At 42.0% G+C, this 21,538-nt stretch carries 13 protein-coding genes; 9 read left to right on the top strand and 4 right to left on the bottom strand.

The window, feature by feature from the left end:
• Positions 1 to 14 precede the first annotated feature (14 nt).
• Together FD724_RS27190 and FD724_RS27185 are read left to right on the top strand one after the other, a co-directional pair.
• Positions 15 to 2,177: an EAL domain-containing protein gene (locus FD724_RS27190; protein WP_179074753.1), complete on the top strand. Its 2,163-nt coding sequence runs from the start codon at positions 15 to 17 to the stop codon at positions 2,175 to 2,177.
• A gap of 305 nt (positions 2,178 to 2,482) precedes the next feature.
• Positions 2,483 to 6,736 (top strand): PAS domain S-box protein, encoded by a 4,254-nt coding sequence (locus FD724_RS27185; RefSeq protein WP_179074752.1) that lies wholly within the window; start codon positions 2,483 to 2,485, stop codon positions 6,734 to 6,736.
• Positions 6,737 to 7,075: 339 nt separating this feature from the next.
• Here FD724_RS27185 and FD724_RS27180 read toward each other — a convergent pair whose 3' ends face one another.
• Positions 7,076 to 7,684 (bottom strand): hypothetical protein, encoded by a 609-nt coding sequence (locus FD724_RS27180; RefSeq protein WP_179074751.1) that lies wholly within the window; start codon positions 7,682 to 7,684, stop codon positions 7,076 to 7,078.
• 143 nt (positions 7,685 to 7,827) lie between these two features.
• Complete coding sequence (locus tag FD724_RS27175) at positions 7,828 to 8,415, bottom strand: thylakoid membrane photosystem I accumulation factor (RefSeq protein WP_179074750.1); 588 nt, start codon at positions 8,413 to 8,415, stop codon at positions 7,828 to 7,830.
• 240 nt (positions 8,416 to 8,655) lie between these two features.
• On the opposite strand from FD724_RS27175, the gene FD724_RS27170 reads away from it, so the two are divergent.
• From FD724_RS27170 to FD724_RS27145, 6 genes are all read left to right on the top strand, one after another.
• The gene (locus FD724_RS27170) at positions 8,656 to 8,976 is read left to right on the top strand and encodes a hypothetical protein (protein ID WP_179074749.1); all 321 of its coding nucleotides are present in this window, start codon (positions 8,656 to 8,658) and stop codon (positions 8,974 to 8,976) included.
• Between the two features lie 9 nt (positions 8,977 to 8,985).
• Positions 8,986 to 10,323 carry a Mur ligase family protein gene (locus FD724_RS27165; protein ID WP_179074748.1) on the top strand — a complete coding sequence of 446 codons (1,338 nt, stop codon included), beginning with the start codon at positions 8,986 to 8,988 and terminating at the stop codon, positions 10,321 to 10,323.
• A 68-nt stretch (positions 10,324 to 10,391) separates the two neighbouring features.
• Positions 10,392 to 11,210 (top strand): type 1 glutamine amidotransferase, encoded by an 819-nt coding sequence (locus FD724_RS27160; protein ID WP_179074747.1) that lies wholly within the window; start codon positions 10,392 to 10,394, stop codon positions 11,208 to 11,210.
• 249 nt (positions 11,211 to 11,459) lie between these two features.
• Positions 11,460 to 12,083 carry a Uma2 family endonuclease gene (locus FD724_RS27155; protein ID WP_179074746.1) on the top strand — a complete coding sequence of 208 codons (624 nt, stop codon included), beginning with the start codon at positions 11,460 to 11,462 and terminating at the stop codon, positions 12,081 to 12,083.
• A gap of 58 nt (positions 12,084 to 12,141) precedes the next feature.
• Positions 12,142 to 12,765 (top strand): Uma2 family endonuclease, encoded by a 624-nt coding sequence (locus FD724_RS27150; protein WP_179074745.1) that lies wholly within the window; start codon positions 12,142 to 12,144, stop codon positions 12,763 to 12,765.
• 670 nt (positions 12,766 to 13,435) lie between these two features.
• A complete protein-coding gene (locus tag FD724_RS27145) occupies positions 13,436 to 16,033 on the top strand; it encodes a COR domain-containing protein (RefSeq protein WP_179074744.1) in 2,598 nt (865 codons plus the stop codon).
• Between the two features lie 30 nt (positions 16,034 to 16,063).
• Here FD724_RS27145 and hetF read toward each other — a convergent pair whose 3' ends face one another.
• Positions 16,064 to 18,583 carry a cell division protein HetF gene (gene hetF, locus FD724_RS27140; RefSeq protein WP_179074743.1) on the bottom strand — a complete coding sequence of 840 codons (2,520 nt, stop codon included), beginning with the start codon at positions 18,581 to 18,583 and terminating at the stop codon, positions 16,064 to 16,066.
• A 2,363-nt stretch (positions 18,584 to 20,946) separates the two neighbouring features.
• On the opposite strand from hetF, the gene FD724_RS27135 reads away from it, so the two are divergent.
• Positions 20,947 to 21,270 (top strand): hypothetical protein, encoded by a 324-nt coding sequence (locus FD724_RS27135; RefSeq protein ID WP_012409925.1) that lies wholly within the window; start codon positions 20,947 to 20,949, stop codon positions 21,268 to 21,270.
• Here the strand turns inward: FD724_RS27135 and FD724_RS27130 are convergent.
• Complete coding sequence (locus tag FD724_RS27130; protein ID WP_114082657.1) at positions 21,267 to 21,491, bottom strand: hypothetical protein; 225 nt, start codon at positions 21,489 to 21,491, stop codon at positions 21,267 to 21,269. The two genes, FD724_RS27135 and FD724_RS27130, sit on opposite strands and share 4 nt — an antisense overlap.
• Positions 21,492 to 21,538: the final 47 nt, after the last annotated feature.

Below are 21,538 nucleotides of genomic sequence, written 5' to 3'. Positions count from 1 at the left end.
GGAGATTGTGGGGTATGAATGAACTGTTGAACATCCTGATTGTTGAAGATTCAGAGGAGGATGCTATGTTAGTTATTCATGAATTGCGTCGCGGTGGTTTCAATCCAAACTGGCAGCGTGTGCAAACGGACAAGGAACTACAAATAGCACTCAATAGTCAGACTTGGGATGTGATGATTTCAGATTACCGACTGCCAGGATTCAATGCTCCTGCGGCTTTGGAAATCGCAAAGCAGAGCCAAAAAGATATTCCTTTTATTTTGGTTTCCGGCACAATTGGCGAAGTACTTGCTGTGGAAATGATGAAAGCGGGTGCGAATGATTATGTCATGAAGGACAACTTAAATCGATTGCCAGAGGCAGTGCGTAGAGAACTTCGGGATGCACAGGTGAGAGCGGAGCGCAAACAAGCTCAAAAGCTGTTACAAACATTAGCGTCTAATATACCCGGAATGATTTACAGCTTTGTTCAGTATTCTGATGGTTCTATTGCCTTTGATTACATCAGTTTTGGCTGTCTGGATCTTTTAGAGTTAACGCCAGATCAAATTTTAGAAAATGCCTCTCTTTGCTTTGCACAAATTCATCCCGATGATTATCCAGGATGTTATGCAGCAGCCAACGAGAGCGCTCAAACTTTAAAACCCTTTTCTTACGAGTGGCGATTAGTTACACCTTCTGGCAAACTCAAATGGGTACAGGCCAGCGCTCGTCCAGAATGTCGAGAAAATGGGGATATTGTCTGGTATGGTGTTTTATTAGATGTGAGCGAACGGCAAGTTGCACTTCGCGAACAGCAAGCTGCGCTGCGCGATCGCAAACAAGCACAAGAGTTAATTATCCACAACTCTTTACACGATCCCTTAACGGATTTACCAAATCGCACACTTTTGATAGAGCGGCTAGAACTAGCCATTAACAGAGCTAAACGATTAGAAACCTATCGTTATGCCGTCTTGTTTCTCGACCTAGACCGATTTAAAGTGATCAATGACAGCCTCGGACACCTTGCTGGAGATCAACTGTTAAAGAATATTGCTCACAAACTAAAAACTCATCTGCGGGAAGTTGATTTAGTTGCTCGAATTGGTGGTGACGAATTCGTAATTTTGCTAGAAGATATTTCTGATATTGAAAAAGCTATTCAAATTACTGAGCGTATGCTCATAGATTTTCAAACACCATTGATACTTAATGATGCCGAAGTAGTTATCAGTACAAGCATCGGGATTGTTTTAGGAACAAACGAATATTCTCAAGCCTCCGATTTACTCCGAGATGCCGATATTGCCATGTATCAAGCCAAAGCTCAAAGGAGAAACTCGTATAAAATTTTTGATGTCAAAATGCACACTCAAGCCGTAAATCGACTAACTATAGAAACCGATATTCGCAAAGCTATCGAACGAGAAGAGTTTGTTATATATTACCAGCCAATTGTTGACATACTTGGGGATGGGCAAAGCAAAGCAGGACGACTGATTGGATTTGAAGCATTGCTGCGCTGGCAACACCCAACTCGTGGGTTAGTCTTACCGAAAGAATTTGTCTCTATTGCGGAAGAAACGGGGCTAATTGTGCAAATTGATCGCTGGATGCTCTACAAAGCTTGTCAACACCTAGCAAACTGGAAAGCAAAGTTTGCTACTCACTTCCCAATCAAGGTTAATATTAACCTTTCTGTTCAAGACATTCGCCAAGGAAACTTAATTGAATACATGGATCAAATACTAGCCCAAACAGGTTTAAAAGGCGACTGTATAACCCTAGAAATTACTGAAAGTATGCTAATTGAGAATATTAGTCAGACAATTGATTTATTAAGCCAATTAAAGTCTAGAAAAATTCAAATTAGCATTGATGACTTTGGTACTGGTTATTCGTCGCTCAATTATCTCCATCGTTTACCTGCTGATAATTTAAAGATTGATCGCTCTTTTGTAAGTCAGATGCAGCAAGGAAACCGTAATTATCAGGTAGTTAGTACTATTATTGCTTTAAGCAATCAACTCGGATTAGCCGTTGTTGCAGAAGGTATCGAAACACCGCAGCAACTTCAATGGTTACAGGAACTGGGATGCGAATTTGGTCAAGGCTATCTATTTTCTAAGCCTCTAAGCCACCAGACAGTAGAAGCACTTCTGACGACAAGTAAAATTTTGCATTATATCCTCTGAATAATTGCGACTGACTAATGGAAAACTAGCCATTGGTAAATTTTATACCATAATTTTTATAAGCAAATTAGGCTACTGCATTTCTGATAATTGACTATTCACAATCGGCAAATTAATGTTATGGATATAGAAAATTTATAATAAATTATCGCTGACAATACTATATAACTTAATAATTAGCCTCTAGCAAAAGAGGTTTTTAAAACTGAAAAAAATCTATCTAGAGATAAATTACTAAAACTTGAAAACTAGCTTAGGGTATGTAGAGCCTCTGCAATAAGTATTGGTTGTTCTTAGACATTTTCATGCCTCATATTCATTATTCCCAGTTGCTGCGCTATGGAATTGTTGTATTAATTGTCACACTCGCACTAGTGTTAATGTTGATGCTAGACCCTTGGTTAAGCATGAGTGGAACTCCTTTCTTGCTGTTTTTTGGCGCTGTAGTGGTGAGTGCTTGGTATGGTGGTTTTAAATCAGGGCTATTAGCAACTTCCTTGTCTGCATTACTGAGCAATTACTTCTTTCTCCCGCCAGTTTATGAGCTGAGTTTTGACCTATCTAATTCTGTGCGAATTGGGTTGTTTGCATTACAAGGATTGCTCTTTAGTATCTTATGTGAGGCATTAAAGACTGCTAAAAGACGGGCTGATAGAAATCTCCAACAGCTAAGAGTTAGTGAGGAGAGATTTCGATTAGCGTTAAGCAGTTCAGATATTGTGGTCTTTCAACAAGATCGAGATTTGCGATATCAGTGGATTCATAATCCTCAAGGTTTAGATACTGCTGAGGAAATGTTAGGTAAGTCTGATGATGAATTATTTCCAGCTTCAGTAGCAGAGCAATTGAAGGCAATTAAGCTGAAGGTAATAGAGACTGGTATTTCAACCCGTGAAGAGGTTTATCTGACAACTTGCGGAGAATATCGTTACTATGATTTGCTGGTTGAACCACTGAAAGATACAGACAATATTATTCATGGTATTACTTGTGCGGCTGTGAATACTACAGAACGCAAGCAGGCTGAAGAAAGACTCCGCTATATCGCGCAAGTTAGTAGTGTCCTATCTACTTCGCTAGATTATGAAGAAACCTTAGAACAAATTGCCAAAATTTCAGTTCCCCAGCTAGCTGATTGGTGTAGTGTTGACATTTTAAATGAAGATGGTTCAATTCGCCGCCTACCAATTGCCCATGCAGACCCATCTAAGGCGGAGTTGGCGCGTAAACTTCAGGAGTATGCAACAGATTACAAGGGTGCAAGTGCAATTACTAGAGTACTGCAAACTGGGCAAAGTGAATTAATCTCAGAAATATCTGACTCACTATTAGTGGCAAGCACTCAGAATCTTGAACATTTAGAACTTGTTCGGCAATTGGGGATGAAGTCTGTGATGATTGTGCCCTTAATCGCACAAGGGCGAGTACTCGGCACAATCAGCTTTGTCAGCACCCAATCAAACCGTCGCTACGATCGCACTGACCTCACTTTAGCAACAGAGATTACTCACCGTGCAGCCTTAGCAGTAGAAAATGCCCGACTTTATCAAGATATCCAGCACGCTTTAGTCCATTACGCCGAATCTCTATCTCTTCTAGATGCGCTGTTAGAAGCCGCTCCTGTTGCCGTATGCTTTTTGGATCGGGAACTGCGATATATCCGAATTAATCAAGTTTTCGCTGACATTAATGGTTTGACTATAGAAGAACATCTAGGACGCAAATTTGGGGAAGTATTGCCAGCAATGGCGACTGAACTTGAGCAACAGTTACAGCGCGTCTTGGATACTGGAGAACCACTGCTGAATGTAGAAATTAGTGGTGAGACAAGGGAACAATCCAGACGTTACGGCTACTGGCTAGGCAACTATTACCCAGTCAACAACGCAATGGGCGAAACGGTAGGAATTGGGATTATTTTGGCAGATGTGACAGCAGCCAAGCAAACAGAAGTGGCTTTGCGAGAAAGCGAAGAAAGATTCCGGGCAATGTTCAACCAGGCAGCTGTGGGTATTACCCTGGTAGCGTTGGATGGAAAATTTATTCAGGTTAATCCTGCCGTATGCGAAATTACTGGGTACAGCCCTGAAGAGTTAATGCAAATAACTTTTGAGGAAATTACCCATCCTGACGACTTAGCAGTTGACTTGGAAAATGCTGGGCGAGTTTTAGCAAAAGAAATTAGTGGTTATTCCCTAGAAAAGCGCTACATCCGCAAAGATGGTTCTATAGTTTGGGTAAACCTAACTTCATCAGCAGTTTGGGATACCAACGGACAACCAAAGTATGCGTTAGGCATTATTGAGGATATTAGCGAACGCAAACGAGTTGAAACGACACAACAGTTTTTAGTCGAGGCCAGCACCTTACTCGCTGCCTCATTAGATTATGAAATCACCTTAGAAAGTGTGGCTAATCTTGCAGTTCCTACCTTAGCTGACTGGTGTATTGTAGATGTTTTCCAGGAAGATTGGTCAAGTAAACAAATTGCGATCGCAATTGCCGATCCCACAAAACTAAATACTTTAGACCAAATCCGACGGCGTTATCGACCCAAAACTAGAGCCAAACAGCTTGTACGGCAGCTACGGCTTGGTATATCTGTCTTTTATCCCGAATTATCTGACTCTCATCTGGTAGAGATGGCTGAAGACGACGAACATCTGCAATTACTGCAAAGTCTGGGTATTTGTTCTCTAATGGTGATTCCAGTTCGTTCCCGTGGGCAATTATTCGGAGCCATCTCTTTTTTCACAGCCGAGTCAGGTAGGTACTACAAAGAAACAGACTTGGCTTTAGCAGAGGATATTGCTCGTCGGGCGGCGACAGCCATCGATAACGCCAGACTTTACCAAGAAACTCAACAGGCAAAACAGGGCGCTGAAAGGTCTGTCAATCGCACTATACTTTTACAAAGAATAACCGCCGCCCTCTCGGAAGCCTTAACTCCCCAACAGGTAGCCGATGTCGTGGTGAACCAAGGGATTGCTGCCTTGGAAGCTACTGGTGGTTCCGTTGTCTTACTTACCGAGGGAGATACTACCCTAAAAGTTGTGCAAGCAATTGGCTATCCGCAAACACTCATAAATACTTGGGCAACTTTTCCCATCACATCACCTAACCAAATAGCAGAAACAGTCAGAACTGGGCAGCCGATTTTTTTAGAAAATTTAGCAGCCATGATTTCTAGATATCCTGAGTTAGCAAATGTTGTGACTGTTATAGGGAATAATTCTTGGGCTTCCATTCCCTTGATAGCAGAAGGCAAAGTAATTGGGGCACTGGGATTAAGCTTTACCACTGGACAAATATTTAACGAAGAAGACCGGGGATTTATGTTGACGCTAGGGCAGCAGTGTGCCCAAGCGATCGCTCGCGCTCAACTTTACGAAGCCGAAAAGACCGCCAGGTCCCAAGCTGAGACAGCCAACCGCATTAAAGATGAATTTCTTGCTGTCCTTTCCCATGAACTCCGAACTCCCTTGAATCCGATTTTAGGGTGGGCAAAGTTACTCAGAACCCGCAACTTCGATGAAGCTACTAAAATTCGGGCATTGGAAACAATCGAGCGGAATGCCAAGTTACAAACTCAATTAATTGGAGATTTACTTGATGTTTCGCGGATTTTACAAGGTAAAGTCAGGTTAAATCTCTATGCAGTGGATTTGAAAATAGCGATCGCAGCTGCATTAGAAACGGTACGTTTAGCAGCAGAAGCCAAGTCGATTCAAATTCAAACGATTTTAAGTAATGATATCGGCAAAGTCCTCGGCGATAGCGATCGCTTACAACAAGTAATGTGGAATCTCCTCTCCAATGCCGTTAAATTCACACCCACAGAAGGACGAGTAGAAGTCCGTCTAGAGCAAGTTGGCTTAGATGCTCAAATTCAAGTGATTGATACAGGTAAAGGAATCATCCCAGAATTTTTGCCCTACGTCTTTGATTACTTCCGCCAAGCAGATGCTAAGACAACCAGAGTATTTGGCGGACTAGGATTAGGGCTGGCAATTGTGCGTCATTTAGTAGAACTTCACGGTGGTACAGTTCAGGCAGAGAGTCTAGGAGAAGGGCAAGGCGCTACTTTTACAGTCAGACTACCTTTGCTGAAAAATTCTGAGTTGCGACTCAGCAGCGATGAGGCTTCTCAAACAGAACTAAGTACAGATGACACATTACTGGCTGGAGTGCAAATCCTGCTTGTGGACGATCAAGCTGACGTGCGAGAGTTTTTTAGCTTTGCGCTAGAACAATATGGCGCGACTGTAACCGCAGTTGAATCAGCAGCCGAAGCACTGGAAATATTAATGCAATCAAAACCAGATATCCTCTTAAGCGATATTGGAATGCCCTTAATGGATGGCTATATGCTGCTGCGCGAGGTGAGAAAATTACCGCCAGAGCAAAACGGGCAAATTCCAGCGATCGCACTGACAGCTTATGCTGGAGAAATCAACTACAACCAAGCAATGGCAGCAGGATTTCAAAAACACCTACCTAAACCCGTAGATCCAGCTGAATTAGCGGCTGCGATCGACAATATAATTCGTAATTCGTAATTCATCGTGATTAAAATCCAATACACTTGTAGAGACGGCGATTTATCGCGTCTTAATTGAACCATATTTGATTAAAACCAAGGTTAGAGGATGTTTGAAAAGTCCTCTTCTCGGTATCAAAAGTTTTAGATCCCTCTAAATCTCCCTTAAAAAGGGAGACTTTGATTCCGGTTCCCTGCTTTTTAAGAAGGGTTAGGGGGGATCTAAAAGTTCCTAAAATCACAGCGAAAAACTTTTCAAACATCTTCTTAAAAACAAACGAAAAAATCATCATTTTTTCAAAGCAAACGTATCTACCCGTGGTGTAACAATTACGAATTACGAATTACGAATTACGAATTACCCAATGGGGCGATTACCAGGATTGACTGCATGGATATATTCACTACCCGATCCCGGTCTTCCTCGTTTATAGTAAGCTTCTTCTGGTTTACCCCATCCTAGCTGCAAAATCATTTCCAAAAAGCTAGAATTTTCCCACTTGCACAAACTTGCCCACTCTGTTCTCTGAACAATTCTTTCTACATCAGATGTGAGAATTTGTTGGTATTGTTTACTATTATTGAAACTCAAATATAAATCCATCCCCATAGAGACTTCAAACCAAAATTCCACAATGGAATTTTTAGCAGCTTTTAATATCTCTAAGTCACTAGCAAGAGCTATTAAATCAGTATTTACTTCGGGATAGCTCAAGTTTTTACCTTTAACTGTCACCTCCCGCCAGATAATACCTGAAACTTGATTTTCTTTTTGATAGTCGTGAATTGCAGCTTTGAAATCTTGATAAGCTGTGAATTGTTGCAACCCATCAGTCCTGATAAACTGGTCAATTACAGGATTGCCAGAGACCGTTATCTCTAACTTTAGGCGTTTTCCGTTGAGGCAAGCTTGGCGTTCGGCTGCCAAAACTTGAATTAGCTCCTGGGTGGTGTAAACCTTTGACATCAGAATACACTCAATACGGGACTAGAGATTACTTTTCTAAATGGTTAACACAGATATTTCAATATTATGCTTTGACATCAGCAGAAATGTAGTAACAGATAGCACGAAAAACTAGGGCAGACCAATTTGGTCTACCCCATAACTTATCTAGCTAACTCACTACTGAACTCATTAAAAGCTCGTCGCTTTAGCTGTGCTGTTTCAGTACGTGGTAATAAATCAAAGATTTTGCGAAATTGATCATCTATTTCTTCAAAAGGTACTTGACCTTTTTTATCCAAAACTACCTCACCTGCTTTATTAAATACTACGACTTGAGGAACAGACCCAGAATAGTAATATCCTGGTTCTGTAGGGTCGTAGGTTTCTTTAGACGGGATAGTATCTACATTAATCGGCATAATTTCTGCTACCCGACCGTAGAATTCTTGTACCCGTGAGATAGAAATGGCATATCTTTTAGAATCACTGCTGTCATCCAAATAAAAAGCCAAAAATATCGGTTTATGTTCCGCTAAAGTTTGTGCGAGTGTCTGTCTGGGAGGAACTAATGAACCGTTGCCAGCATAAACAACGAAGATGTTGCCATCATATAAATCATTATCGAGACCAGCGTATGCAGGTTGCGTACTTATAATGAAAAGACTTACAAGCAACAATAGGCATTTGGACAACCACCTTCGCCAGCCAGTAATTTGTTTAGGTAAAAAAAGAAATCTTGTGCTATTCATCAAAAGGAACCTTGCAAGCTACTACTTGTCGTGAGTTTGTGCTGAATTCGGTAAACTGGGCAGGATATGTAATTACGCCCACGCACTATTTTTTAAGATAACGCCTACTGAGATTATCTCTCTTAAGTGGATGATGGAGTTGAACGGAGTTCTGATATGGATGAACGGAGTTCTGAAGTGGATGAACGGAGTTCTGATATGGATTAACGGAGTTCCGAGGTGGATTAACGGAGTTCCGAGGTGGATGAACGGAGTTCCGAGGTGGATGAACGGAGTTCTGAGGTGGATGAACGGAGTTCCGAGGTGGATGAACGGAGTTCCGAGGTGGATGAACGGAGTTCCGATATGGATGAATGGAGTTCTGAGGTGGATGAACGGAGTTCTGAGGTGGATGAACGGAGTTCTGAGGTGGATGAACTAGATTTTAACTCTCCCCTGCCCCCTGTCCCCTTGCTCCCTGCCCCAAAATCAAGAGGCTGGCTTTTTCAGTCAGGATTCGCTAAACTCACGCATATTAAATTTGCAATTAAATACTTTCAATTAGCAACGCCAGAAGACTAGGGTACAGATGTGGGAAACAAAATTCAATTCATAGATAGGCTGCGATTGGGTTTCGCGGTGTCAGTGGCAAAAAGTGTGACGTTTATAGTGCGATCGCTCCGTCTGGGTGCTGCTAGTGTATTACCAGGCTCGATTGCTCGTCGCATTGAACCCCGACTTTTAGAATTATTGAGTCAGCAAGTTAAAAATGGAGTGATTTTAATTGCTGGTACTAACGGCAAAACCACTACAGCCCTGCTTTTATGCACAATCCTAGAACGCAAGGGTTTTCGCGTCACTCATAATTCTACAGGTGCAAATCTGGAAAATGGCTTGATGACGGCGCTGTTAGAAAGCACCAACTTACTAGGCACGCTAAATACTGATTACGCCATTTTGGAAGTGGATGAGAATATTGTCCCAAGAGTATTAAAGCCACTCCAGCCGCGAATTATTCTCTGTTTAAACTTGTTCCGCGACCAGCTTGATAGGTACGGCGAAGTAGATACAATTAGTAAACGTTGGACAAAAGTTATTTCCACCCTACCAACAGAAACGGTGGTAATTCCTAATGCTGATGACCCAACTTTATCTAACCTCGGTCAGCAGTTACCGCAACGGGTGTTATTCTTTGGCTTAAATGAACCAGAACATTATTTAGAAGCAATTCCTCACGCTGTTGATTCTATCTATTGCCCCAAATGTGGACATTCTCTAGATTACAAGGGTGTCTATTTATCTCATTTGGGAGATTTTACTTGTCCAAAGTGTGGTTTCACTAAAAGTAAACCGACTCTAGAAAGTAGTGAATGGTCACAAATTCTGGTTGGTTTGTACAACAAATATAATACTTTAGCTGCTGCTACTGCGGCTATTGAGTTAGGAGTTGATGAAGTAACAATCAGAGATACTATTAATACCTTCCAAGCTGCCTTTGGTCGTGCGGAAGATTTAGTAATTAACGGTAAACGAGTGCGGATATTATTATCAAAGAATCCCGTAGGAACGAATGAAACCATTCGCGTAGTAACTCAAAGCACAGATAAAACCACACTGCTAGTCTTGAACGATCGCACACCCGATGGCACTGATGTATCCTGGATTTGGGACGTAGATACCGAGAAATTAGTCGAACGCGGCGGGACTTTAGTAGTGAGTGGCGATCGCGTCTACGATATGGCACTACGTCTACGTTACAGCCAAAAGTCTCTTGAGAGTAGCATAAATTTAATTGTCGAAGAAGATTTGCGACAAGCGATCGCAACTGCATTAGAGCATACCCCAGAGAATGAAACTCTGCACATTTTGCCCACTTACTCAGCCATGCTAGAAGTGCGAGAAGTCTTAACTGGTCGTAAAATCCTTTAAATTGGGCATTGGATAAGAGTTTTTCCTATGCCCAATGCCCAATGCCCCATGCCCCATTCCCTAGATTTATGAGTTCTCAAAATTTAGAATTAACAATAGGTTGGTTGTACCCGACGCTGATGAGTACTTATGGCGATCGCGGTAATGTAATTACTATAGAACGTCGCGCCCAGTGGCGCGGATACGATGTTAAAGTGTTACCCCTAGATCAAAATGCCACAGCCGCAGATATTAAAACTGTAGATGTCATCGTTGGTGGTGGCGCACAAGATCGTCAGCAAGAAATTGTCATGCGTGATTTGCAAGGTGCAAAAGCCGACGCAATGCGCGAAAAAATCGAAAATGGAACACCAGGAGTATTTACTTGTGGTTCACCCCAATTACTGGGACATTATTATGAACCAGGCTTGGGACAACGGATTGATGGTTTAGGAATACTTGATTTAGTTTCCGTGCATCCTGGTGAAAATACTAAGCGCTGTATTGGAAACTTGGTAATTGAAGTGACAGCTTCACGCCTAGCGCAAGAATTGCGAGAGATGACTGGAACTACACCATATTTGGTAGGCTTTGAAAATCACGGCGGACGCACCAAATTGGGAAAAGTAGAAGCTTTGGGGCGCGTGGTATACGGTTTGGGAAATAATGGTGAAGATGGTACAGAAGGAGCATTTTATCAGAATGCGATCGCTACTTATTCTCACGGCCCTTTATTACCGAAAAATCCCTTTGTCGCCGATTGGTTAATTCAAACAGCGCTGCGGCTAAAGTATCAGCAACAAATTACCTTAAAACCTTTTGATGATAGCCTCGCTGCACAAGCACGAGAAGCAATGTTTAAGCGATTGAAAGTGAGTTTACCAAATGCTGCTGCGGCGAAAGTTTAAGAGGTTGTTTGAAAAGTGTTTCGCTCTGACTTTAGGTACTTTAGATCCCCCCTAACCCCCCTTAAAAAAGGGGGAACCGGAATCAAAGTCCCCCTTTTGAAGGGGGATTTAGGGGGATCTAAAATTTTTGATGCCGACAAGAGGACTTTTCAAACATCCTCTAAGCTCAGTTCGCTGATTAAGCCTCTCTCCGTGTCGGGGAGAGGTTTGGAGAGGGGTCAAATTTGACATCAAGCAAGAGGGCAAAGTATGACTCAAGCCTTAACCAAACAAGTAACATTTGATGAATTTATTGCCTGGTATCCCGAATCTTCAGACAGGCATTATGAACTACATGATGGGGTAATTGTTGAAATGCCTAAGCCAACAGGGAAGCACTCAGAGATAGCCGGGTTTATCAATGGTTCTTTGTTTATTGAAATCACCCGTCTGTCCATCCCTTGGTTTATCCCTAAAGAATGCGTCATCAAGTCAATTAACACTGATTCAGGTTATGAACCAGATGTCATAGTTCTTGATAGACAAGCTGTTATAGATGAACCTCGTTGGAAAAAAGAATCTATCATCACGCGGGGTAGTTCTGTCAAGTTGGTTGTAGAAGTTGTTTCAACCAACTGGAGTGATGATTATGCTTTGAAGCTAGAAGATTACGAGTCTTTGGGTATTCCTGAATATTGGATTGTAGACTATCTAGGTTTAGGTGGTAGGCGGTTTATTGGCAATCCTAAACAACCAACTATCTCGATTTACCAATTAATTGAAGGTGAGTATCAAGTTAGTCAATTTAGGGGAAATAAGCGCATTCAGTCGCTAGCGTTCCCAGATTTAAATTTAACTGCTGAACAGATTTTTCAGGCTGGAGAAGTCACGTAATTTAGGTGGCTAAGGTTTAAATTTTTATCTGATTTTAAATAAAGCAAGAGGGCAAAGTATGACTCAAGCCTTAACCAAACAAGTAACATTTGATGAATTTATTGCTTGGTATCCAGAAAACTCACAACGACGCTATGAACTGCATGATGGAGTAATTGTTGAAATGGCTCCTCCCACAGGTGAACATGAACAAATTGTTGGATTTTTAGTTGGGGAAATAGTTACAGAATACAAACGTTTAAAACTACTTTATTTCATCCCCAAAACAGCATTCATTAAACCGACTCAAAGCGAAGCAGCTTACTCACCAGATGTACTGTTGTTGAATAACTCTAATTTAGTAAATGAACCTCTGTGGAAAAAAGAATCTACTGTAAGCCAAGCGGCATCAATTCCTTTAGTAATTGAAGTAGTAAGTACCAACTGGAGAGATGACTATTTTACCAAAGCAGGTAAATATGAAGAGGTTGGAATACCTGAATATTGGATTGTAGACTATCTAGGTTTAGGTGGTAGGAATTTTATTGGCAATCCTAAACAACCAACAATCTCGATTTACCAATTAATTGAAGGTGAGTATCAAGTTAGGCAATTTAGAGGAAATGACCGCATTCAATCGCCAGCCTTCCCAGAGTTAAATTTAACTGCTGAACAGATTTTTCGGGCTGGAGAAGTCGCGTAAAAAACGGCTAAAGAAGTAAAAGAACCATCAAAGACTCATCCGCGAGTATCAAAGACTCATCCGCGAGTATCAAAGACTCATCCGCGAGTATCAAAGACTTATCCGCGAGTATCAAAGACTCGTCCACAAGTATCAAAGACTCGTCCACGAGTATCAAAGACTCATCCGCGAGTATCAAAGACTCATCCGCGAGTATCAAAGACTCGTCCGCGAGTATCAAAGACTCGTCCACGAGTATCAAAGGCTCATCGGCGAGTATCAAAGACTCATTAACGGAGTTCCGAGCCTCATTAATGAGTATAAAAGACTGTTTGACAAGCCAATCTGAACCATTGGGAATGATAAATTCTTTTTAGATTCAGTAAAAATTATTAGCACTTGTGTAGTGTTACACAGGATAGTAAATTGCTTTGATATCTTGCAGCATTCTTAATTAACACCCACCTTTGCCTGCAACTCGAATTTCCTTTCTCATAGCCAAAGTCCATTCAATGTGGACTAAAACCCAAGTCTGGAAAGAATTTAGCCCTCTTAAGAAGACTTCCGCTATCAGCCAGAGGTTTCTAACCTGTGGCGGTTGTTGGGATTAGTGCAAAATATTAGTGGTTGCAAAATTGTCCAGCGAATCAGTGGCATTACATGTAACTTTCGTTAACAGGTGAACCTCAGTATGGCAAACACGCCTCAACGTTTCCTTGAAAAAATCCGAGAAGCGAAAGAGAAACAGCTTAAAGAATTAGATTTAAGCAATGATTGGCGTACTGATGACAAGGAAAAATTAATAGAGATTCCTGCTGAGGTGTTTGAACTGGAATGGTTGGAGGTTTTGGATTTAAGCGACAACAAATTAACGACACTGCCAGAAGCGATCACCCGCCTGCAACAACTCACTTCCCTGAATTTAAGCTTCAACAAATTAACGACACTGCCAGAAGCGATCACCCGCCTGCAACAACTCACTCGCCTGGATTTAAGGGGCAACCAATTAACGACGCTGCCAGAAGCGATCGCCCCCCTGCAAAAACTCACTTCCCTGAATTTAAGGCTCAACCGATTAACGACGCTGCCAGAAGCGATCGCCCGCCTACAACAACTCACTTCCCTGGATTTAAGGGGCAACAAATTAACGACACTACCAGAAGCGATCGCCCGCCTGCAAAAACTCACTACCCTGAATTTAAGCGATAACCCCATCGAAAAGCCGCCACCAGAAATTGTTGAACAAGGTATTGAGGCAATTAGGGATTATTTCCGGCAACTGCAAGCAGAAGGCACAGATTATCTGTGTGAAGCAAAGTTACTAATTATCGGCGAAGGTGGAGCAGGGAAAACAACACTGGCGAAGAAAATTGAAGACCAAAATTATCAACTCCGAGAGGAAGACTCTACGAAAGGAATTGAGGTGATTCGGTGGGATTTCCCAATGAAAGACGGGCGAGAATTTCGAGTCAACATCTGGGACTTTGGTGGGCAAGAAATTTACCATGCGACTCACCAATTTTTCCTTACTAAGCGTTCTCTCTACGTTTTAGTAGCAGATACCCGCAAGGAAGACACAGATTTTTATTACTGGCTGAATGTAGTAGAACTGTTGAGCGATAACAGTCCCTTGCTAATCATCAAAAATGAAAAGCAAAACCGCCACCGAGAAATCAATGAACGTGAGTTACGGGGGCAGTTTACTAATTTGAAGGAGACTTTACCAACAAACCTTGCTACCAACAGGGGTTTAGAACAAGTTTTAGAACAAATTAAGCATTACGTTAAAAGTCTGCCCCATATTGGCAGTCCCCTCCCAAAAACCTGGGTTAGAGTCCGGGAAGCTTTGGAAAGTGACAAACGCAATTACATCGGCTTAGATGAATACCTGAACATCTGCCAGAAAAATGGGTTCACCCAAAGAAATGACAAGTTGCAGTTGAGCAGCTATCTGCACGATTTGGGAGTATGCTTGCACTTCCAGGAAGACCCACTTTTGAACAAGACTGTTATCCTAAAACCCAAGTGGGGAACTGATGCAGTCTACAAAGTGCTGGATAATAAAGAGGTGATTAGCAATCTAGGCAGTTTCACCCGGTCTGACTTGGCAAACATCTGGTGTGAAGACGAATATGCCACAATGCATGATGAACTCTTGCGGCTGATGATCAACTTCAAGCTGTGCTACGAAATTCCTAGAAGCCAAGGAGAGTATATTGCCCCACAACTGTTATCTGCTAATCAACCCCTCTATGCCTGGAATCAAACCGACAACCTGATTCTGCGTTACGAATATGACTTCATGCCCAAGGGCATCATCACCCAGTTTATCGTCGCCATGAATGAGTTGAGGAATAAACAACAATATGTCTGGAAAAGCGGCGTTGTTCTCAGTAAAGACCAGACGAAGGCAGAGGTGATTGAATATTATGGCAAGCGGGAGATTAAGATTCGAGTTTTAGGTCGTCATAAAAGAGATTTGATGACCATAGTTACACATGAACTCGATAAAATTCATGACTCGTACAAGCGACTAAAGTACAACAAGTTAATTCCCTGTAATTGTGACACCTGCAAAGATAGCCAAGAGCCACACTTTTACCCTTTTGATATATTGCGACAGTTTGTAGCCGATAGGCAAGAACGCATTCAATGTCAAAAAAGCTATCAAATGGTTAATGTCTTGGGCTTAATTGATGATGTGATGGACAGAAGGGAGTTACTAAAAGCAGAACAGCATATAGACAACGATATTCTTCCTAATCCCTCTGAGATAAGAAGAGAAAATGTGGTTGTAACAGTTAATAATGTAATTCAGCCATCAAAGCAAGAGAATAATTTTATGACAGAACCATTTAAACAAGAAGATAATTTTCAACCAGAAGTGCATAAACCATCCTCGCAAATTTCACCTGCTGAACGTGGAATAGCCCTTGCTATGGCTCTGGCGGTCTTAATAGTCTTTATTGTTCTTGTACTCAACCCACGAGCAATGGAAGGTGGCACTCTAGCAATAGTTAGATTTTTAGCAGCCGCATTTGCTGGGATATCAGGTTATTTATTGACGGGTAGTCTTAATTTAGAAGCACACGTACCTTTGAGCAAAACTAATATTAAAGCTACAGGGGCATTTGCAGCGTTTGTCCTTGTATTACTTCTATTTTTTTATGGAGTCCCAGCATCTGATAATTCAGATAAGCCGAAGCCTATTTCAGATGCGAACACAACCATCACGGCGATCGCTAGCGTGAATCAACAGAGCGATCGCCATGCTGATTTTACTAATTAAAAGCGATCGCACCACTACAACATCTTACTGTTATTCACCTTTTTCCTGAAGGAGCGATCGCCAATCTTCAATCGCCTTCTCCGTCCACAGCCAATTTTTAGCTAATTTATCAACCTGGAAATTTACTGAATCAGAGTTGAGAACCATTTGCCGCAACTTGATCGCTTCATTAAGATACTGTGTCTGCTTACCACTAGATTGACTAAGTGCAGATTTATACAGTCCCAGAGCTAAACCAGCATAAGAAGTTAAAGCATCTTCAGGAACTGCCGTCTTTGAATCTGTATTTTGTTCTTTGAGAGCTAAATTCAAAGCCTTGAACCAAGAGTCATTGGCTCGATTTAAATTGCCTTCTGCGTAGTAAGCAAATCCTAAAGCGTTATTATACAAAAGCGATTCTGGTTTAGCTTTTGCAGCAGTTTCCCAGTAACGGCGGGCATCATCGACGCTATAGTTATTGTCTCCAGTCCCGATAGACTGCCAAGCTAATCTTCCCTTATAAAAGTTGACAGATGGATCGTCAACTTGCTTATTCGGAACAAGTTTAAGGGCCGTTTCCGCCGCAGCTAGTGCGCCACGATTGAGTAATTCTTCTACAGCCAACAACCCACCTTGTAAATCTCCCTGGCTCAATTTTTGCGTAGCGCTAGTAGTAACAATTCCAGTGGTTGCTGTTTCTAAATCGATATTTTGCTGTTTTTGGATAGGTAAAGAATCGGTGGGAATTGTTGGGATGTTTGGCAGAGTTGCCAGTTGGGATCGATTTTGCCACCACCAATTTAAACCGATCGCAGCTACTAAGGCACTGATTCCCACAATACCCACAATTGGCCACAACTTGCGGCCTTGGGTACGATGTCTTGGTACGCCTGGTTGCGATACCTGGGTTGGGCTATGTCTACGCGAAAACTCAGAATTTTGCTGACTTTCTTGAAATTTACCAGTAATTGCAGGGGGCGGTGCCGGGATTTCTCCCCACAAATCTTCTTCCAGAGAAGTCATGTCTTCTGAAATCTGGCTTTGCTGAAAATTATTTTCTGGAATTTGTTGATCCGGTTCAGTTGTAGCTTTTTGGTTATCTAGCTGACGAAACAAATCCGAAACGATCGCAGAATCTTCTTCATAACTTGGGTCATCATACTCAATTTCATCAACCAGATCGCCCCAAGTATCCTCACCCAGCCAGTCTAATCCAGAAGAGTCACGCGCCAAACCAGCAGGAATCATTTCTTCCATTCCTAAAGGCATATCGCTATCATCTGCGTTGGCGTAGCCCGTCGTAGACATCGCAGAGTACATCGTGGAAGTTATTCCTAAAGGTGAATTGTACTGATCCCGTAAGTCTGGACTTTCGGATACCTCAATTTCTTCACTGAGAAAACCGTCAGATTCTGGCTGGAGATATAAAATTGGTAATGCCCAGTACATCTGGTGAGAACCATAAGCAGAAATTAATCCTTGGCGTACCCGACTAACGCACAAATCTACAGGATATCCCTGACTCAAGTTGCGGTAAAACAATTGTGTGAGTGTCAATGCCACTTCATCAGGAATGCGTTCTGACATAGCCAAAACGCTTCTAATTCCGCGCTTCACGAGACTTTCTGCCAGATTACGTTCACCCGTATCTCCAGAAGGATCGGATGCAGCTGTGTACGCCCCCAAGCAGGAATTAAACACTGCCATTTGAATATTATTGTTGACGAGCAGACCTGCCAGATCGTCTCCACTCAAGATTTCCGTTAAGCCAGTTCTGCGACTAACAAGATAAATTTCTCCACCATTGCCACCTAAGTTACTATGACCAGAGTAGTGGAGAACTTGGTATCTGCCTTGTTCTAGGGCTTGCGTCAGTTCTTCCCGTCCTGGTTGGTCTAATACAGTGAGTTCAATTTCTGGGAAACGATTGTTACCTTCAGCAAGTCGTGATGTTTGACGGTGAAGTTCCGCTTGCAGCTTAATCGCTTCCTGTTTCTGTAAGTCAAGACGGGCTTGATCTGAGGGAGAAGCAATTACCATCAATACTTTCACACTACCTTGTTCTCGTGTTGTGAAACTATTGCGCGATCGCAAAGGAGAACCCCCCAAAATGCCACTTTGGAAGCGAGAAAAAGCCACATAAGGCCCAGTAGCCAGAGGGCGATCGCCTGCGTGCATCACTTCCCAAGGTAGACGAGCTAACCTAGTGTCCTTTAGCCCCAAGCGTAAGCGTAGTACTTGTTGGTGATTCTGGGCAATACCTTGGGCAGTAATCCAACTATCTCTGAGAGTGCCTTGAAACAAGGCGTTATAAAATTGTTGACCCAACGCCACCAAGTTAACAGAGTTTCTGGCGATATTGCTTTCGTGCCCACCAGAGGTAAATGGATCTCCCTGCAACACCGACTTCAATGGGTCATTCATCAAATGCCCAGCAGCTATTAACCAATCAGCTACAGGCCAAGTCACCAATTCTTCTGCCAATGGTACCCCAGGCGCGACTTGTTCCGTCCGCACCAAGTAGTCATTTTGCCCTACTGGGGTTACGGAAATGTGAAATTCCTGGGTCACAACTTCTCCTGTCCGCCTCCTAAATCTGGTTTGAAACACGAAAGTTTCAAGTCGATTTGCTCCCTCTGATAACTTAGATGCATCCCACCCCTGAATGTTTCTGATTCGGTGTTGTTTTGCTTTTTCTGCCTTTACAACTTTATCCGGATCGGATTACTTGGATCTAGAACACTTAATTGGTAGATGCACCTTGATCTTCAACTCCCCTAGCTGGCTAACACCTACTAGGGGTTTTTTTCAATTTTGGCAAACAACAGCAACTTTTAACGCAGATATTCTTTACCAAAAAATAGTGCTTAATCCTAGAATACTTGATTACTAGATAGATGTCCCTTGATTTTTAACGTGTCGCGGAAGTCCCCACCTTCTCTGCGAGACGCTAACGCAAACAATGTACTCATAAGGTGGGGATAGGGAGCGGGGGATAAGGATTGCATCTGATATTGATTTTTTGCTTATGCAAAAACAAATATCAGATGTATAGACGAATCCCCAGAATTTTCTGATAAGATTATTTGATCTTGACCATCAATGCCATAAGTGAAAACCAAACTAATAGGTATATGTTGCAAGAAAAAAATTTGGGTCTTGGGAACCAGGACTCCTGCCCTTGGAGGGAATGTCAGACTAACTAGAACTATGGAGTTCTGGAAGCTATTCCCGATGAATTGGGAAGCTCCGTCCGTCTTACGGCGGAGTAGTTCACCTCCCCTAATTCAGTTAATATCTACTAGAGTTTCGTTGACACACCTTTCTAATAAATTTATCCGGAGCATGGTGGTTAAACCTAGAACACTTAATTGGTAGATGCACCCTGATAACTAGCTCCCCTGGTTGGCTAACACCCACTGGGGGTTTTTTTATGAAGAAATTTAGCAGCAATCATTTCTGACGCATCAAATTTTTAAGGCAATGCACTGGTTATTTAATTGGTAGATGCACCCTGATAACTAGCTCCCCTTGTTCGCTAACACCCATTGAGGATTTTCTCTGGTGAGCATCAATTTATCCGGTAGATTGCTCTTTAAGAATCTCTTTTAATCCTCATATAGGCTAGCACCCCCTGAATTCGTGCCAGTAGCCCTATGAGTATCATTTACAGGTAAACGAGATTCTGAAAGACTTTAGCTTCACTTGAAACCAATATCTGATAACTAACTCCTCTGGTTGGTTAACAACTTTGAGGTTTTTTTTCTGGTGAGCAAACAACAATAACTTCAACCTCTGCTATTTTATCCGGTAGCTACCCATTTACTTTAGAAAAGATGATCATATAGATGCACCCTGATAACTCACTCCCCTGGTTGGCTAACACCCACTGGGGGTTTTTTTCTAATTACCTAGGCGTAGCCCTTCCTAGACATGGCCGTCAACCCTGATTTTTGCCATTTTCCCCGGAAGATACTCGCTGCCCCTAGAAAACATTAATGGTAGATGCACCCTGATAACTAACTCCCCTAGTAGACTAACATCATCTGGGGGTTTTTATTTTAAAAAATAACTTATCTGTGTCCAAATTATCCGGAGTATGGTGTTAAACCTGAGAACACTTAATTGGTAGATGCACCCTGATAACTAACTCCCCTAGTAGACTAACATCATCTGGGGGTTTTTTATTTTAAAAAATAATTTATCTATGTCCAAATTTATCCGGAGTATGGTGTTAAACCTAAGAACATTTAATTGGTAGATGCACCCTGATAACTAACTCCCCTGATTGGCTAACGCTCATCGGGGGTTTTTTATTTTAAAAAATAACTTATCTGTGTCCAAATTTATCCGGAGTATGGTGTTAAACCTAAGAACATTTAATTGGTAGATGCACCCTGATAACTAACTCCCCTGATTGGCTAACGCTCATCGGGGGTTTTTTGTGTAGACACGTAGCGACTTGTCTTAGACATCGCCCTAGCATTTTCTGCTGATGTAACTAGAATGCACCACTACTCTTGTTGTTACTGCTCCTAGGATAGAGCATAACTTGCTCACTCAATTCCTGAATCGCTTTCTTTTTATTGTGAGCTAGAGATGCCACATCAAAATGATTGCTATGATATTTAATCATATTCTTAATTTTTTTTCTATATTTTGGCGTTTAATTATTTGTCTGCCAGCAATTACTGCTTTCAGCTTCCGAGTCAGAGTTTCCTTGGTAACTACATGTGTATCTTTCTTGTTTGTATGTTCAACCTGGGAATGCAGTACTGAAAGCTCTGCCTCCCAAAAAACATAGAAGCAAGGACGCAAGAAAAGATACTGGATAAGGGTTTCAGCTTTAAGTTGACACTAATAACCAGCTATATGGTAATATTTCATGGCATTATGCTAAAAAACTTTGCTTAAAATCAAAGAGTCGCCAACCCATGAGTTTAGCTGTAATTAAGTTCTCTTCAGAAGAGTGCGGCATCTGCCATAAAATGTCTTTTTACGACAAAAAGGTGGCTGAAGAACTGGGTTTAGAATTTATTGATGTGAAAATGCAGGATACGACTGCTTACCGCAAGTATCGCAAGATTTTATTAACTCAGTATCCCGATAAATCAGAAATGGGATGGCCTACTTACATCATCTGCAATTCTCCAGAAGGGGAATTTCAGATTGTGGGTGAAGTAAAAGGAGGTCATCCCAAAGGAGAATTTAGAAGCCGTCTGCAAGAGGTTCTGGATTCTACAGGTAATCAGAACTAAATTACTTCAAAAGATTTGACCTCTAGGACAGGGCCAATCATGGCAATAGTCATGATATCTTCACGCACCTGTCCTTTTACTTTTGCTTTTTGTCCGGCTTTGAGTAAGCTTTTGTCAGCCCCTTTCAGGATTTCGTAAGTAACGCCCTCTTCTGTAACCAACGCCCATGCGCCTGTGCCTATATCACGGCGTTCAATTGTACCTGTAAGTGTAATGCTCATAAACAGTGCTGAGTTGTAAGTGCTGTTAGCGATAGCGGGGCGTTTAG

The sequence above is a fragment of the Nostoc sp. C057 genome, assembly GCF_013393925.1.
GTDB lineage: Bacteria > Cyanobacteriota > Cyanobacteriia > Cyanobacteriales > Nostocaceae > Nostoc > Nostoc muscorum_A.
This window is presented reverse-complemented; position numbering and strand designations above follow the sequence as displayed.